We start from the raw sequence: 16,105 nt of genomic DNA, 5'->3' as shown, positions 1-16,105 counted from the left end.
TGGTTCTTTCTGATTTACGACGCTCTGTTTCGCACGCTCAATTTTCGCTCTCGTTGTAAAGATAACAGGCTCATTAAAATTTAGTAAATTTAGTATTCTTTAATACAGGAACTTGTTTCCTACGTAATGCGTTACGATAGGAGGACATTATATCTTGAAATACCTCATTTCAATTATACTTTCAATTATCCTTCTTACAGGCTGTACTAAGAATATGATTTACGATTATCGGGATTCACAAAGCGACATTTTGATTTTGCCTAATGATTACCGAGTGTTTGGTTCATTAGGCGAAGACCATTTTATTTCAAAAAAACAGGAGTATTCACCGATAATAGTTGGTTCGAATGTTATTGAAATAGGATGGAAAGATCATTATGTCTTATATAAACGTAACATTTACTCAAAGAATATATTTGAAATAGGTGTACTTAATACTAAGAATGATACGATCACTATTTTATCTTCAGAGAAGGATATCGACAAACAATTACAGGAGCTAAAAATTAAAGCGATATCTTTAAATAATGTAGAAGAACTTATTGAAAATAAGCGCAAACGTTAAGTTAGTAATGCCATCGCATATTTGGACGGAATTAAAGTTACTATCCGTACGTGGATTAAAACAACTGTCAACTTAAAATACAGAAGGCCACGTTTATTGATATCCCTTGCAAAAAGAATACTGTTCCTATTATACAATAACCCAGCACCGCAGTGATGCTGGGTTGTTGTATAATTATTAAGGAAAGAATTGCAATTGAACAATAGTCGCTTGCCACGAACAGAACCAGCCCTTAACTAACTATGGGTTTTCAAACGTTGGTCTTACTTCTAAATAAATGATTATGTGCTTTAAATAATGGATTTATGTAAGGAGTATTTGGGCATATGAGAATGAAATCTCTGAAAAGGGTAACCTTAATAATCCTAGGTCGTACTAGTTTTTAAAAATCCATTCAATTGCTTTAATAATTGTAGTACTAAACACACACAGCACACGTAACTAAACACTTTATATTCCAATTACTAATAACAATGCTCTTCCGTGATGAGGCGTTTATATATGATTAGAATTAATAAATGAACCGCGATGGTTTGCTATAAGGAAATTTCTGCACTCCTACGTGTGAAAAAGTATAATGCTAAATATCCCAAAAAACATTCGAAGGTTGAACCCGCTCCTTTATAAACTGAGGCAATTACGTTTAATTTAGGTTGAATTAAAAATCACTCCTAGGCATGAACGTTGCTGCTCTGTCTTTCAGTGCAATGGGACTTTGTGTGTACCCAAGTCGTTGGCGAACGATTCTAATACACTCGCCCTTCGATCTCAGTAAAAATATGTTATTCAAAGCATTATCACTTTTCATTAATCCCGCGATCCTCCATTTTATGGTATCATACCAAAAATCTTTTCGTGATTGAAATAAGTTGATGCTCGCCACTATGAATAGATGAAGTCATTCACACATTCGAAATCCATCGATCTCAACCCATGGTTATTCACATGACTATGCTTTGTTATTGCGTACAATTGCTAGTACTCCATCATCAATACGATAATAAAAAGCTTGGCTTAATAATTCCGTTACTGCTGTTAAAGTCCATATAACCTGTTGAGCTAATATCATCCATAACGACAACCAGACTTGCTGCTTCTCCTGAACGCATAGCTGCGTAAATGAAGTCGCTAACGTCCCATTCATATAATGCTGCTGGTCCAACTGGAATCGTATCCAATTTAAAAGCAGAGACACCTACACCTATCATGTCACCAGTAGTTGGATTATGGTTAGGAGCATTATTGAAAGTAATAGCGGTTGATGACCAGCTATTATCGATAATCCCGTATACCGTAATTGGAATTTCCTCTGACGATGTAGTGTTTTTTCCATATAATCGTAAAATGGCTCTATTGACGCGATTCGTTTGAATAGATTCCAAATCAATTTTCAAATATGATTTTCGGTCTGCACCCGTTCCGCTTGTATTTTTGACTATGAGATGGGCCGAGTATTCAAGATTGCTGTTCGCGTAAGTCCCTCCCCAAATGTAGGCGGATTGAGTAATTTCCTGAGCGACTGGCTGATACATCGACAGATTTGGCGGATTGCTTCCTAAACGGCCGTCAATCGTTATCAGCACATTTCCGTCATTTTCATCAACTAGAATAAAGCTCGCCGTTTGAGCAGACAATCTGCCTTTAAGGAAACCGCTTACATCAACCGAATAATTCTTGCTTGATCCGATGACAGATACTGTCGCAACAGGTACAGCAGCGTCAGGAATATTGGTAATCGTTGTATCCCCGCTCTCGTGATTCGAAGAGTTGTCCCATGTCAAATCAGATTCTGTCCAACTGTCATCCTTAATTCCATAGACAGTGATTGGCGTGCTCGTGTCTGGACTGGCTGATGATGCTTGAAAACTTAATACTCCTTTCCCTAGTTCAGCGTATGAATACTCGCTAAGATCGAATTTCATATAAGATATCCTGTCATCTGCCGCATCGGGAGCATCCATAATTTGCATCTCTACAGACCCTGTCTGAAGTGATGCACTGAATGACCCGCCTCGAGCATAAGTAGTATCCTCAGCCGTGATATCTATGCTTTCTTTGATAATCAGCTGTGGGGGTCTTGAGCCGCTTTCTTTGCTTGGAATAAAAATCCAATCATTCGTATTATGATCTGCTGCAATCATAAAGCTGACAAATTTGTTGTTAAGTCCATAAGTTTTAACAAAATCTGTAACATCAACCTCATGCCAGCTATAATTTGCATCTTCAAGACTGATCGTATCGATGTAATAGGCAGTAGATCCTAGGCCGGTAATAATGGTCTTGCCAGTTCCGTCACTTGCAATATTAGGCGCGTTCATCCAGGTCAAAGAGTTCTCGTCCCAGCTGTTATCTACGATTCCATAGATCGATAATTCCACAGGATTATACGGTGCAGCATTATCATAAGCATAAAATCTGAATGCAGATTCCGATACATGATTGCCTGAATAGTTGTTTAAATCAAATTTGATGTAAGATACCATATCCCCGCCGCTGGATCCGGTATTCCGTACTCCTATGGTTGAATACTCTCCCAGAACACGATTCGGCTCTTGCTCCTTTACATAGGCATCCTCAGACGCATTCACTTTATATGCTTGATTGCTTAATGTCGGAGCCGCTTTGAGCGGTGCAACAATCGTGATGTAGTCTCCTTCTTTTGTGAAAGGATAAGCTGCGCCATCAACATTTACACTGGTGAAAGTCTCGTCACCCGCATAAAAGGTTAAAGTAGTCATTTTATATGGAGTCGGATCATTAACCTCATTCTCAATGTTAATTACGCCAGCATCATATGCAATCGATAAGCCGCGTAAAATCTCATCACTATGGGCATACAGCTTGTAATCAATCATTAAGCGATTGTCATTGCTGATCTCCATATTCATCATATCATTATTCGAATCCCGCCTAAGCAGCATAAAGCTTGCTTCTTCCGTTGCATGGCTAATATCATATTGGATAATGACTTCTTCGCCATCAGCTTTCGTAACTCGAATTCCATCTGGTGTATTGAGCATTTGGACAATTCCATTGACTGCATCAGGAGAATATTCATGAATCGCGACAAATTGTCCATCTCCGTCAATCGTTTGCCGAGCAGCGAGCACTGGAATTTTCACATTTTGTTTATTAGCTGTACCATAAGATTGTGCCTCAAATACATCCATCGGTTGATCATTGAGCATCGTTATTCGATATACTTTATTGATATCCGTAGCATCAGTAAAATCAGCAGACCATTTTCCGTTTGTAGTCCCTTGACTAAGCAGTTCCGTGTGCTGATAGCCGTTAGCCGTTCCCAATTTACCCGTTTGAGGCGTAGCAGCAAGACTCAGCTCCATCGTACTATCCGGCACCCGAGCGAACCAATCAAAGGTTACTTCATCATAGGTGCGCAATTTGAATACATCCAGCATCCAGTCATCAACGGTTATTAACGCTCTTCTATATTGCTGAACATCGGCAAATATGCCATCCGCTGCCGCAGCACTGTAATGCATGGAATTCGTACGACCTAATGCCAGGAATGAACCGCTTATTCCAGCCTGATTCCTATCAGGAACAACAACTGTATTATGAGCAGCAGACATCCGATAATAGAAATCCGCCGACTCAGTCCCATATGGACCAATCCCCAAATCATCCAGCCATACTCGACCATTCCCGTATGTCGTAACATTCAACTTATCGTAATGGTCATGAGAGCCAGTAAAGATGCCATAGTCCATCGTACTCATATAAGTTTGTCCATTGTAATGATTGCGGGTAAGCACCGTTCCCACTCCGCTCATATTGGCATCATGAAGAACAAACGGCTCTGATGAGTACGGAATAGTCCGATAACCTGTCAGCAATGAGAACAGATCAGCACCGCTTCTATCTACCATCGTATATGCTTGATTAAGGAAAGCCCTATATTGGGATTCAACAGCATTGTATTCTCGGTCAGCTGTTTCGATCATCCACAAATAAATCGGAGTGATTAGATTCGGCTTGTATGGAGAATCATTGTTGGCCTGGAGGGTTAGATCAGGATAAGGCAAATTCAACATCGCATCAAACATAGATTTAAATTTGTTATTCGAAGCGTATAGATTTTCTCCCACATTGCTTCCAAAACGCTGTGCTGCATCCGCAAGGAAAATATATTCCTTAAGAACAAAACCGTGATAGCTTGGCGTGCCCTCAAACCAGAAACCATCCTCACCAACCCCGTAATTCAGCAATTCATTGAACATCCCCATCGCATCACCTGCTTGCGCAGTTGGTACATAGCCTTCTTTGGCTTCTGCTATCAAGTCCGCATCATCATACAAATAACCAATTAAACCAATGGCCGTATCTTGGATAACTTGAAAATTGTTTGTATTAGCGCTGCGTTTTAATACATCGGCTGAAGGGTACAGCATATCCTCCCGAATAGCCTTCTTATATGAGATATCGAACACGCCTGAATTATAAAGATTGTCCACTGCATATACCATTGGCGTAACGAAATAAGCTCCTTCACTTAGAACGGAGTAGAAAACTCTGGAGGCTATCGGCCTTATCGGTGACACAACGTCATGCAAAACATATTGCGGATATTTATCCGCAAACTCCTTTACAATTGCTCCTGCCTTGTCAGCATACTCCTGTTCGCCTGTCAACACATATAAGTAGGATAAATACATGGCTGCATCCGTATGATACTGAATCCATTTGGAGAAATAACCTTTGGTAATGCTATCCATTTGGGGGCTTATGCTTGGATCTGCTGCACTAATAATCAAATCATCCGAGGGGTCGTTCGGATCTTTGCCAGGCGATTTGAACTCCGCTACTTGATAGTAAGTGTCATAGTCATATCCCATTGCAAGAATATCATTGTAGGATTTATATTCAAAAATTAAAGCTACGTTATTGATCGGATCGGTAAATCGATTTTCCAAAATATGGGTAGAGTCAGGTATAAGCTCCGTATCTCTAGTCAGCCAGTCATCATACTTCGATTTGTAATTGTTCACTACATCCTGAGCCCAGCGATAGCCAAATATTTTATCTCTGATCGATTTCACATGGATAAAATGAGGGCGGGTATTCGACAGCTCCCCTAGATTCAGCTCAAAGTTATCAATATAAGCTTCGTCTATACCTAGCGACGAGTTAAGCTCCGCATATAAAGCAATAACGACATCACTGCCCGTATGGCTGCCAAGCGCACTTGTGAGATCTGTACCTGCTGTAGTACCGTATTCCCATTCCGTCGCTTGCTCCGGGTTTAGGCTGCCATCATACCACGTATAACTTGTTAGTTCGGCAGCTGTATATATGCCAGCTCCGCCTGCGGTAGAAGAAAGATTGTCCCATTCAGAATCAGGCATAATAACGAGCTTCAGTACGTTAGTTTGCACAGCTAATGCGCTGAACAGCTGAAAGTCTGCCGTTGCCACCAAATCGGATGGGCCTGTAAAAAAGGAAGGCAGCGTTACCCTTTGTCCTAGCAGCACAGCTCCTTTGGAAGCCGCAGTTCCGGTTATTTTCAAAAATCGTCCTGGTACGCCTCCCTCATTCTCTATTGAAACTGTAAAATCAGGGTCAGCTAGCGCGTCAGTCTTAGCATATTTAACTTCCCAGCCGCCAGACTCAAAAAGCTCCGTGCTTAGTGTTGTCTCAAATCCCGTATCCGTAAAGCCTGCTCCGCCAGTATATCCAAGGCGTATCTTGCTTATGTACACAGGGGAAGCGCCTGCAGTCCAGCTGATTTTCAAATAGTTGGCATCCTGCAGTCCTTGCTGCTCAAATACAAGACGATTCCATGATCCATCTCGAACCCCTTCATTTATAAGTGCTGGAGTAACAGAAGTATAATTGAACTGGTCTTTAGAAACTTCAAAATGAACAGCCGGCAAAGGCATAGAAGGGTCTGTGTAAGCTACTAGAATAAATGATTTTATATCATTTACCTTGTAGATCATATGGGGACTTGGACCATTATCAGATACAAAAAAAGTATCATTCTCAACGTAGCTTGAGCCGGGATCTGATGCGTCTTTAACCATGATATCCGAAAAAGAATGTAGCTTTGTCAAATCATTCAATTCATCTTGAAGAATAAGACCGCCATCATCCGCATTTAACGGATAAGCGGCTGCGACATTATCTGTAGATGGTTGTAACGTAAGATTAGAACTCACACAAAGCATGACCAACAGTAATATTGCACACTCGCGTAAACTTTTCACTCTAACTCACCTCTACCATTCATATAATTGTTCAAATACCTACAATTCAACAATTTCTTGATAATTTTTTGTTTGAGCCGATTCCTTAGCCTTTAAGCATAACAGTGCGCTGCGCAAGCCTTCTTGCAAAGTGCTGATTGAGTTTTCCTTCCCCTTCATTACGCCAATAAAATTGGCAGCCAAGTTCGCGTCCCCTCCAAAATGACCGTCTCCTGCACCGAATCGATAAATATCCTCCTGATCTTTATGATGATGAATGACTTTAATAATACCGGTTATAAAATCGAAATCAATCGTTCCCTTATAGCCGACTACTCGGGCGCCACGGGTACCCGCTCCGCGCCGGACAATAAAGTTTTGCGTATAGCTAAGATGCACCCCGTTCTCATATTCGACAAGCGCGCTGCCAGAGTCCTCATTGCCTGTATCTTCCGCAAAACAGCAGTATGGCCAATTCTCCTCCTCTGTCGTGCCTACCGTGCTCTCTTCACAAGTACGATTGTCTTCGCAATCCTTGCATTTCAAACCAGCGGGCTTATTACCTTTAAAAACCTGTTTCGAGGCTACAGCGCAGACCCTTTCGGGCCTGCAGCCAATAATATCAGTCAAATAATCAAAATCATGGGTAGCCTTTTGCAAAAACATTCCACCAGTTATGGAGTCGTCGCGATACCAAGCATGATAATATACACCGCCATATGGAACATTGTTGGCAGCCTGTACATGGGCAATATCGCCGATATCCCCAGCTGCGACAATGGCCTTAACCTTTTGAACGATTGAGGTTAAACGAAGCGGATGGGATACGACGACTGGCGTATTGTTGTAGATAGCGGCTGCCTTGTAAAGCTCCTTCCACTTCTCCATCGATGTGGATACGGGCTTTTCCATATAAAGCGGAATTCCATAGGGCAATACCACCAATGCATAATCAGTATGCTCGGAGCAGCGTGTACCGATCATGATTCCGTCGAGCTTTTGTGCCGCTAACATGTCCGATGCTGCGGAGAAAATCGGAATAGCCCGACCATCCTCATCCTTAAGCTCCGGAAAATCCCGCACATCTACTATCCCTGCTATACGAACAGCAGGCTCTATCAACTTTATATGTCTAATCACTTCTCTAATTCGGAGTCCGTAACCGATGACACCTATCTTCAAACCTTTCTCCTCCCGTTTGTGGAAATTCATCCTATAGCGCGCCAATTGATGGCCAATGCAGCTCAAAGCCCGCTTTTGCAAGTCCCGCTTGAAAATCATGCAGCAGCAATTTATTATTCCTTACCTGACTAGGCGATACTTTTCGATCTAGGCAATAAGAAGCAACGGCTCCAGCAGCCTCTCCAATGTTCCATTCCACAGGATGAAGACGATAACAGCCATTAGTAATGTGGGTGACACCTATATTTTTGGAAGCCGCCACTAGATTGCGAATACGTACAGGAATTAAGCTGCCCAGCGGAATTTGAAACGGATAACTGGATAAATCCGTATAAGGTCTTCCGCCCAGGCTAGGGTGCAGGTCGATTCGATAAGCCCCGATCCCTACCGTATCATCGAATTGCTCAGCTCCGGCAGCTCCTCTAATATCAGCGCTTACCATTTGCTCTACTACAGTGAATTCTGCTTGAATTCTTCTTGATTCTCTAATATAAGGATATTTGGCCATTCCATCCTCTGTGCCAACAGCATCCTTGCACAGCTTAATGCCGGGGTAGCCCTGCTTGCCGTCAGGCCGCGGCGCTTCCGTCTGCATCCAGTACAATAAAGAAAGACTGAGCTGCTTGGCCCCTTCCAAATGACGCTGCTTCTCTTCCTCGCTTACATCGAGTATCGACCCAAGCCAGTAGTCGTTTTGCGGCCAATTGACTATTACGATATCACTGTCATAAGTGCCTGGAACAAAATTGGTTTTATCGATTATTCTGCGATAGGTCCATCTCGAAGTCGGCCCTCCCTCTATTGGGAAAAAGGGGTATTCGGTCGGCTCTAAAGTAATATAATGCGGTACTTGCCAGCTGAGCAGCTTTCCAGTCCAAAACTCTGTATTCGAGTAGTCTCTCCAAAACTCATACTGCTCCGGCTTCTCAATCGTATGGTCTTCGCCCTCATGATAGGAAATGGCGTAGCAATACGTAATAGGCTGCATATCAATAGGATCTGCAGCACCAGGCAGTGCATGCTGCTCACCGGTTTGCGACTGCGACTCTGAGCCAGTTACATATTCGGCGGAAGCAAGCGGCAACAAATCGCCGCACTCGGTAGCGTCCAGGAAGTAAGCAGCCGTTAAGGCGATTTGATTATTCGATAAGCTGTTACGAACCGTAACGGCAATAATTTCATCCCGATTCAGCTCAACCGATACAGGTATATATTGGTACAATATTTTCAATTTTCCGCTATGAACGTATGGCGCCAGCATTTGATGAAACACAGCCAGCGCAGCTCTAGGCTCAATGCATAGTCGGCTGACTACTCCATTTCCGGGATTTAGGCGATCCTGGGCTCTTGCTTCCGGTGTAAGCGGAAAATGATTGCGATAGTAGTCGCGGACAAGATTCCTATACTGCCTGTAGCTTCTAGTACATCCAAATTGCTCGATCCATGGATGTTCGTCGGGCGGCACGGCTTGGCTTGTAAATTGTCCGCCAATCCAGTCCGTTTCCTCTGTCATAATGACCTGCTTCCCTGTACGGCACGCAGCCAAAGCTGCCGCGCAGCCCCCGACTCCTCCGCCAATAATGACAATATCACTTTTCATTTCCTGAAACATAGCCTTCTCCTCCGCATCTGCTTACGATAGTTTCCCTTATGCATTCATAGTAAAGCTGCTGCCCAAGCGGGGTTGGGTGAACGCCGTCATCCATCCCTGCATTCTGAGTAGTCCGAATTAATTGGTCTAATCGAAAAGCAGAAGCAAGCTTTATTTTCCAATAGGCTTCAATATCCGCTAACAGGCAGCTGTAACGGCCGGCAGCTTCCCTAATCAAGTGATTGTATTCGGCTATCAGTTCATTGGCGCCTTTCGATTCATACCATTGCTGCGGATGCCTATTGTAATAATAAGCATCTGCATTACCTTCAATAATGGGATGTACAGTGCATAAAAGAGGTGAAATACTATGCTGCCTCAGCCTTTCTATCATCTCTATCAAATTGGCATAAAAGTTATTCCCTGACACCTTATGTACATTGGGAGCTTCCAAAACATGATCGTTCATTCCAAATTGCAAAATGCACAGCTCAGGCCTTTTCATCAAAACATCTTCCTGCAAGCGCAGCAGCGCATCGGCTGTTGTTTGGCCTGGAACGCCTGCATTACAGGTATCGCACTGAAGCTCGGCACCCAGCTTATAAAGATACGTATCCTCAGAGCACAAATGAACACCGGCTGTAATGCTATCGCCAAACCCGACTATTAAACTTAACTTCGAATCATGCTGTTTCATCATCACTTATCCTTTCAGAGCTCCGCTAGTAATCCCGTTGATTATATGCTTTTGGAGAATAAAGAAGATCGTCAGCAGCGGAATCGTGGCCACTACTAATCCTGTCATAGTCAAGGAGTAGTCGATGAAATGCTCGCCCTGAAACCGCATTAATCCGGATTGAATCGGATGAAGAGCTTTCTCAGTAATGACGAGTGAAGGCAAGAGCCACTCGTTCCAAATGCTTCTAACATGAAATATCGTAACCGTTGCAATAGCAGGCCTTACTAACGGCACTACGATGAACCAAAGCTTTGTCCATTTATTACATCCATCTACAGTTGCTGCCTCCATCATTTCTTTCGGAATCGAATCCATGAAATTTTTTACGATAAAAACTGTCAATGGAATTAACACGGTTGCAAACGGTAAAATAAGTCCCAGCCTATTATTCAGCAGCCCCAGCTCAGCTATCACAATATACTTCGGAATAAAAATACCTGGCATCGGAATCATCATCGTTACGATAATCATTCCGAATATTACAGTTTTAAAAGGAAATCGGTAAAAAGAAACCACATACGAAATACTGACACCTACTATAATTGCTATCGATACAGAAGTAACCGTATAAAAAAAACTATTCCAAACATATTGAGAGAAGCCAAATTCAACAATGACCTTATAATAGTTGTTCCAGGACGGATTATTAGGAATAAGCGTCGCCAGCAAATTTTCATTTTTCAAAATTTCGCTATTCGGCTTGAACGTATTGGCAATAATCCAAGCAAAAGGATAAATACATGTAACGGCAACTGCAATTAAAACGGTATGGAGACTAATGGATTTCGTTTTTTTATTCATATAGCTTCGCACCATACCTTCTTGAAATTGTTAATTGAATGACGGAGAAAACAATAAGTATGAAACCAAAAAGAACCGATAATGTTGTAGAATAACCCATTTTGCTATTTTCGAAAGCTTCCTTATAAATGCGCATGGATGGAACCTCCGTCGCATAGCCGGGTCCCCCGTTGGTCATAATGACCACCTGTCCGAAAATTTGCATAGAGCCTAGTACTAGCAAAATCATGACCAGAATAATAGTCGGAATCATTAACGGTAAAGTAACCGACTTGAACGTTTGAAAGCTCGATGCTCCTTCAATGCTTGCAGCCTCGTACAGCTGTTTATCAATCCCCGTAAGACCAACGAGAAATAATAGGAAATAAGTTCCGAACGTTTCCCAAATAAAGGTTACTCCTACCGCTCCCATAGCTGTACCGCTTTCAGCTAACCAAGCATGCTTGAGTGAGGACAACCCCAAAGCATCAAGCGCTTGATTTATAATGCCGAACTTCGGCTCATACATCCATTTCCAGATCATCCCTACAGCAATAGGCGAAAGAATGGTAGGAATAAAATAAATAATTCGATAGGCGCCGCCTCGGATGACATGATTGACTAGAACCGCTAGCAGCAAAGCTAGCGGTATTTCGATGCCAATAATGCCAACCGATATTTTAAATACTCGAATAACTGACTCCCAGAATATATCATCCTCGAATGCCTTTTTAAAGTTGCTTAAGCCTGCGAATTTGGCTTGAGACATCGGTGTATATCCCGTCCATTCATAGAAGCTAAGGCGATAGCTTTGATAAAAGGGCAGTAAATAAAACACAGCGAATAGGGACAAGCCAGGAATCACAAACAAATAGCTTGTGAAATAATCCTTCCACTTCGTAAACGTTTTCAAACCTTTTGCCTCCCCTTGTCAAGTAACGCAATTCTGCCAAAGGCACATTACCTTATTTATTTTTCTCGGTGTACACTTTAATCAAATCCTGCTGAAGCTGCTCAGGTGATTTTTTGCCTTCTACAAGCGCTTGTACACCCTTCCAAAACTCTTCGTATATGTTGGCCTCCGTTACTAATGCATGCAGCCGTTTCTTTGTCAGCTTTTCACCTAGACCTGCGATAACTTTAATGTTGTTATCCAAATCAGCCTCGGTTAATGCGTTGCTGTTTGCAGGCAAAATACCGCTTTGTTCAGTCATTTTTATTTGCTGCGGCCCATCGACAAACCACTTTATAAAATCCTTAGTTTCTTGCATGTTTTTATTATTTTTTGAAATCGTAAAACTTATAGATACACCGCCATCAATATTTACATCATTGTTTGCATTAACAGCCGGCGGTAATGCGACAAGCCATTCTAAATCCGGTGCATCCGACTTCAGCACAGGCACAAACCATGAACCATTGGAGATTACGGCTACCTCTTCATTAATAAATTTCTTTTCCGCATCTGACATGATAAGAACGGCCGTCCCTTCAGCCAAGTACTTTTTATCGCGAAGCTCAGCTATTTTATTGAATACTTCAAGCCATTTCGGATCAGCTAGACCGTCACCTTTAAGCGCTGCAGTAAGGTTTTCTTCTCCGCCAAAAATGTTGCTTGCTATAGGAAAAATAACAGCATTCATCGTCCCCCAGTTATCGCCGAAGTCGTATGCAATTGGCGATACCCCTTTCGCCTTCACCTTTTCACTAAAGTCCAGGAACTCATTCCAAGTAGCAGGAGCCTTCTCAAATCCGGCTTCATTCAACATTTTCTTATTGTAATAATAGCCTGATGTAGCAACCATATAAGGGATTCCGTATTTTCCCGGCTCAGCCCCCCATGGGTTATCCGCGGCCAAATCACCCTTAAAGCTCTTTTCTTCGCCAAGCCACTCATAGCCCCAAGCTTCCCACTCAGGCAATAAATTTTCTACCAAATTAGCATTCACTAAATTTGCTAACAATTCACCTTCCAAGGAGCCAGCATAGATATCAGGGAACTTCTTTTCTTGAGCTCTAGTAATTAGATATTGCTGATTATTTTTAGCGTCAATTAATGTTTGCTTCACTTTCACGCCAGTCAATTCAAAATATTCATCCAGAAGCTGATTGATGGCATCCTCTTGACCTGTTTGATAATGAACCAGTTCAATTTCTACCGGATCTTTCTTTGCAGCTTGAGTTTCCGCGGGTTTGCTTGATGGACTCGGGCTGCTTCCACCTGTATTCGCACTATTATTGCCGCCGCTATTAGATGCACATCCAACAAGCATTGTGAATGCTAGCATCACTACTAGCATCATAGAATAAGTTTTTTTAATCATTTGACTGCCTCCCTTTTTAATATATTTCAGACTCGCATCACCATAATGCAGCTTTGCAGGCTAAACCATTTCTCCTGCTTGCTTATTAGCTATTTCCAGCTCACCTCCTAATAAAGTACAGTGTAAAGAGTGCAGTGTTTTGAAATAAATAGAGGAACGGTCCACCGCATCGCTGCCAAAAGAACGCCTTTCTACTTCGAATTGAATCTTTTCATCGGCGAACAGAACTGAATAATTCTGCTTGCTGATCACAATTTTTTCTATCCCGTTCTCCATGTAAGCGGCTACAACATACAAAGCAGGTACTCTATTCATGTTAATAACCTCAAACACTTCTATTTCTTCAGAACTGCTATCTTTTAAATGGCTCCAGACCAACTCTACCGATGGAGCTCTCAGCCAATCCGAGAAATAATGATTAGGTTTAGTTGAGAACAAGTAAGTGTTCGTTTCCAGATTATAAAGTTTGTCTTTACTGGAATTATTTTTATAAAAATCATTTACTTTATAGCTTTTACCTATGAAAGAACCTGATAGCCGGACGACGATTATGCCCATAGGAAAGGTTGAAGCATTCCAATTGAGCTCTTCTATTTTAGTCGAGGTGTTGCTGCTTACTAGATGACACCCCTGTTGAATGTGGATACTTTCACCCTGCAAACCGATGCATTCAATTTTCCAGTTCAGTTCACCTTCTTCTAAACTATTGTGAAAATACAGTTCTGGAAAGAAAAACGCCTCAGAATTAATGATCAATTGATCATATTTCAACGATAGATGCTGATTAGCAAATGCTTTACGCACCCAATAATAAGCCATTTTGGGCTGGTGGTAATAATCGATCACACTGGTGCAGGATACATTTGGAAACGGCTCGTTAAACTGCCATACAATACTCCCGCTATTGGAATATTTCCGGCGTCTATTCGCCTCCAAACCATACCGCAGTCCTTCAGCTTGAGTCCATTGGCTTGCAATAACAAACTCCCGCAGATCATTAATATTGCCAAACATTTCATCCTCACGATCCTTGGTGCACCACCATTCGCCGTGATGTCTCCAAATATCATTTTCCTGCATCGATTGTACTTTTAATTCAGATTGATTCATAAAGCGTTGCATTGAAGCATAAGAAGTAAGTCCATCGACTCCAAACTCACTGTGCAGCAAGCTGTCGGAATAATTGTAAAGCCTGTATTGCTCCACAGGTCCAGCGTACTTCCACGGGCCATGGACATCGTAGTTTTTACCCAGATGATCAAGAGATAAAAATTCATTGGGGCCTGACGCTGATGTAGGAAAAAAATGTCTGTCGGGATCTAATTGATGTACCATTGCTTTAAGCATTGCAATATTGTTGTCTTTAGCTGTAGATGGTATGCCATGTTCGTCTCTTAATTCATTTCCCCCGCTCCAGCAAGCCAAGGATATATGATTGCGCTTGCATATTAATGCTGAATAAGCCGCACGCTCCAGCAGCTGAATAAATTCAGACTGTTGTGAAGGGATATTATCAATCCCGGAGCTGGATTGTATAAATTCTTGCCAGATCAGAATGCCATGCTCATCACACAGCTCGTAAAAAATATCCTTTTCTATTAAACCACCGCCCCATACTCGTACAAGGTTTATATTTGCCTTTTTCAGCTTTAACACGATATCCTCATATCTTTCTTTCGTGACTGTGCCATACAGCATGTCTAGCGGAGTCAGATTCATTCCTTTAATATACATGCGAGATGAATTAATTAATAAAGTATAGGGAAGGGCATCTTCAGGAGAAGCATCATTAGGTATCCATTTCAAGCTGCGAAATCCAGTTCTTCCTGTCCACTCATCGCACAGTTCTCCGTCATAATACAAGCTTACTTTAATATGATAAAGAGGCTGCTCTCCTAAGCCATTAGGATACCATAGCAATATGTCAGGAATGGCCATATGAAAATTAAAGCTGCCGGATTCCGCCAGTGTTCCCCTCCACTTGCCTAAGCTTACACCATTATGTACAACATCAGCGAACGCTGCTATTTTATCAAAATGAAGATCGGAAGCTGAAGCAGCAATTTTTAACGTTCCATGCCAATTAATGATTCCCGTTTGTTCATCGAAAGAAGTTGTCAATCGAACTTCTCCCCAATAAACAGACTTGACCACTTTTATATAAACGTCATCCCATAGTCCGATCGGAACCATTCTGGTGGAAAAGTCCCATTTGTAATTAAACCGGCTTTTTTGCGTATGCGTTTTTGAAGTATATCCGATTTGTCCCATCTCATCAGGAACATGCTCGAATAAAACAATCAGCTCGTTAACGGTCTGGCAAATCCCAGCGTCAACACTTAACTCGACTGGCTCAAACATGCCTTCATGTGCAGCAAGTAAATGACCATTCATATATATATGCGCTTTATAATCAATTCCTTTAAAAATGAGAAGTATACTTTCATCCGGTCCAGCAGTTATAGAAAAACAAGTCCGATACATCCACCACCGATTTTCGACCCATTCACACTTCAAACTATTCATATCCTTATATGGATCGTCAATCCATCCGACTTTCCATAAATCATGCTGTACACAGCCGGGGACCTCAGCAGGCAGCCAATCTGTTATTCCCATCAGCTCTTGCTGTGTCTCTAAGCTGTTGCCGAGAAAGGGGACATAAGGATAGAACCCTTTCAACTTCCAATCAACAAGTTTCAACAACCTCAAATGTAG

9 protein-coding genes are annotated in these 16,105 nt (G+C 42.0%); 1 reads left to right on the top strand and 8 read right to left on the bottom strand.

Annotation, left to right across the window (positions count from 1 at the left end):
- The first annotated feature begins 154 nt into the window (after nucleotides 1–154).
- A complete protein-coding gene (locus ACRRU2_RS07455) occupies nucleotides 155–565 on the top strand; it encodes a hypothetical protein (RefSeq protein WP_432500582.1) in 411 nt (136 codons plus the stop codon).
- Nucleotides 566–1,554: 989 nt separating this feature from the next.
- Here ACRRU2_RS07455 and ACRRU2_RS07450 read toward each other — a convergent pair.
- The 8 genes from ACRRU2_RS07450 to ACRRU2_RS07415 are packed head-to-tail and all read right to left on the bottom strand — an operon-like array spanning nucleotide 1,555 to nucleotide 16,099.
- Nucleotides 1,555–6,792 carry a DNRLRE domain-containing protein gene (locus ACRRU2_RS07450; RefSeq protein ID WP_432500581.1) on the bottom strand — a complete coding sequence of 1,746 codons (5,238 nt, stop codon included), beginning with the start codon at nucleotides 6,790–6,792 and terminating at the stop codon, nucleotides 1,555–1,557.
- 39 nt (nucleotides 6,793–6,831) lie between these two features.
- On the bottom strand, nucleotides 6,832–7,953 hold the full coding sequence (locus ACRRU2_RS07445; protein WP_432500580.1) for a Gfo/Idh/MocA family protein: 1,122 nt from the start codon (nucleotides 7,951–7,953) through the stop codon (nucleotides 6,832–6,834).
- Nucleotides 7,954–7,984: 31 nt separating this feature from the next.
- On the bottom strand, nucleotides 7,985–9,565 hold the full coding sequence (locus ACRRU2_RS07440) for an FAD-dependent oxidoreductase (RefSeq protein WP_432500579.1): 1,581 nt from the start codon (nucleotides 9,563–9,565) through the stop codon (nucleotides 7,985–7,987).
- Nucleotides 9,543–10,244: an SGNH/GDSL hydrolase family protein gene (locus ACRRU2_RS07435; protein ID WP_432500578.1), complete on the bottom strand. Its 702-nt coding sequence runs from the start codon at nucleotides 10,242–10,244 to the stop codon at nucleotides 9,543–9,545. The genes ACRRU2_RS07440 and ACRRU2_RS07435 overlap by 23 nt, the downstream gene beginning before the upstream one ends.
- Before the next feature lie 3 nt (nucleotides 10,245–10,247).
- The gene (locus ACRRU2_RS07430) at nucleotides 10,248–11,084 is read right to left on the bottom strand and encodes a carbohydrate ABC transporter permease (RefSeq protein ID WP_432500577.1); all 837 of its coding nucleotides are present in this window, start codon (nucleotides 11,082–11,084) and stop codon (nucleotides 10,248–10,250) included.
- Nucleotides 11,077–11,976 carry a carbohydrate ABC transporter permease gene (locus tag ACRRU2_RS07425; protein ID WP_432500576.1) on the bottom strand — a complete coding sequence of 300 codons (900 nt, stop codon included), beginning with the start codon at nucleotides 11,974–11,976 and terminating at the stop codon, nucleotides 11,077–11,079. The genes ACRRU2_RS07430 and ACRRU2_RS07425 overlap by 8 nt, the downstream gene beginning before the upstream one ends.
- Nucleotides 11,977–12,028: 52 nt before the next feature.
- The gene (locus ACRRU2_RS07420; RefSeq protein ID WP_432500575.1) at nucleotides 12,029–13,387 is read right to left on the bottom strand and encodes an ABC transporter substrate-binding protein; all 1,359 of its coding nucleotides are present in this window, start codon (nucleotides 13,385–13,387) and stop codon (nucleotides 12,029–12,031) included.
- Nucleotides 13,388–13,447: 60 nt separating this feature from the next.
- Nucleotides 13,448–16,099 (bottom strand): glycoside hydrolase family 2 protein, encoded by a 2,652-nt coding sequence (locus ACRRU2_RS07415; protein ID WP_432500574.1) that lies wholly within the window; start codon nucleotides 16,097–16,099, stop codon nucleotides 13,448–13,450.
- Between the last annotated feature and the right edge of the window lie 6 nt (nucleotides 16,100–16,105).

Origin of the sequence: Paenibacillus sp. GXUN7292, assembly GCF_050864975.1 — a bacterium.
GTDB lineage: Bacteria > Bacillota > Bacilli > Paenibacillales > Paenibacillaceae > Pristimantibacillus.
Note: the sequence above shows the minus strand (reverse complement) of the source record. Positions and strands in the feature narration are given on the sequence as shown.

Excerpts from the sequence above, each read along its gene's own strand:
- ACRRU2_RS07440 (WP_432500579.1), bottom strand. The coding sequence starts at position 9,565 with ATGTTTCAGGAAATGAAAAGTGATATTGTCATTATTGGCGGAGGAGTC.
- ACRRU2_RS07430 (WP_432500577.1), bottom strand. The coding sequence starts at position 11,084 with ATGAATAAAAAAACGAAATCCATTAGTCTCCATACCGTTTTAATTGCA.
- ACRRU2_RS07435 (WP_432500578.1), bottom strand. The coding sequence starts at position 10,244 with ATGATGAAACAGCATGATTCGAAGTTAAGTTTAATAGTCGGGTTTGGC.
- ACRRU2_RS07420 (WP_432500575.1), bottom strand. The coding sequence starts at position 13,387 with ATGATTAAAAAAACTTATTCTATGATGCTAGTAGTGATGCTAGCATTC.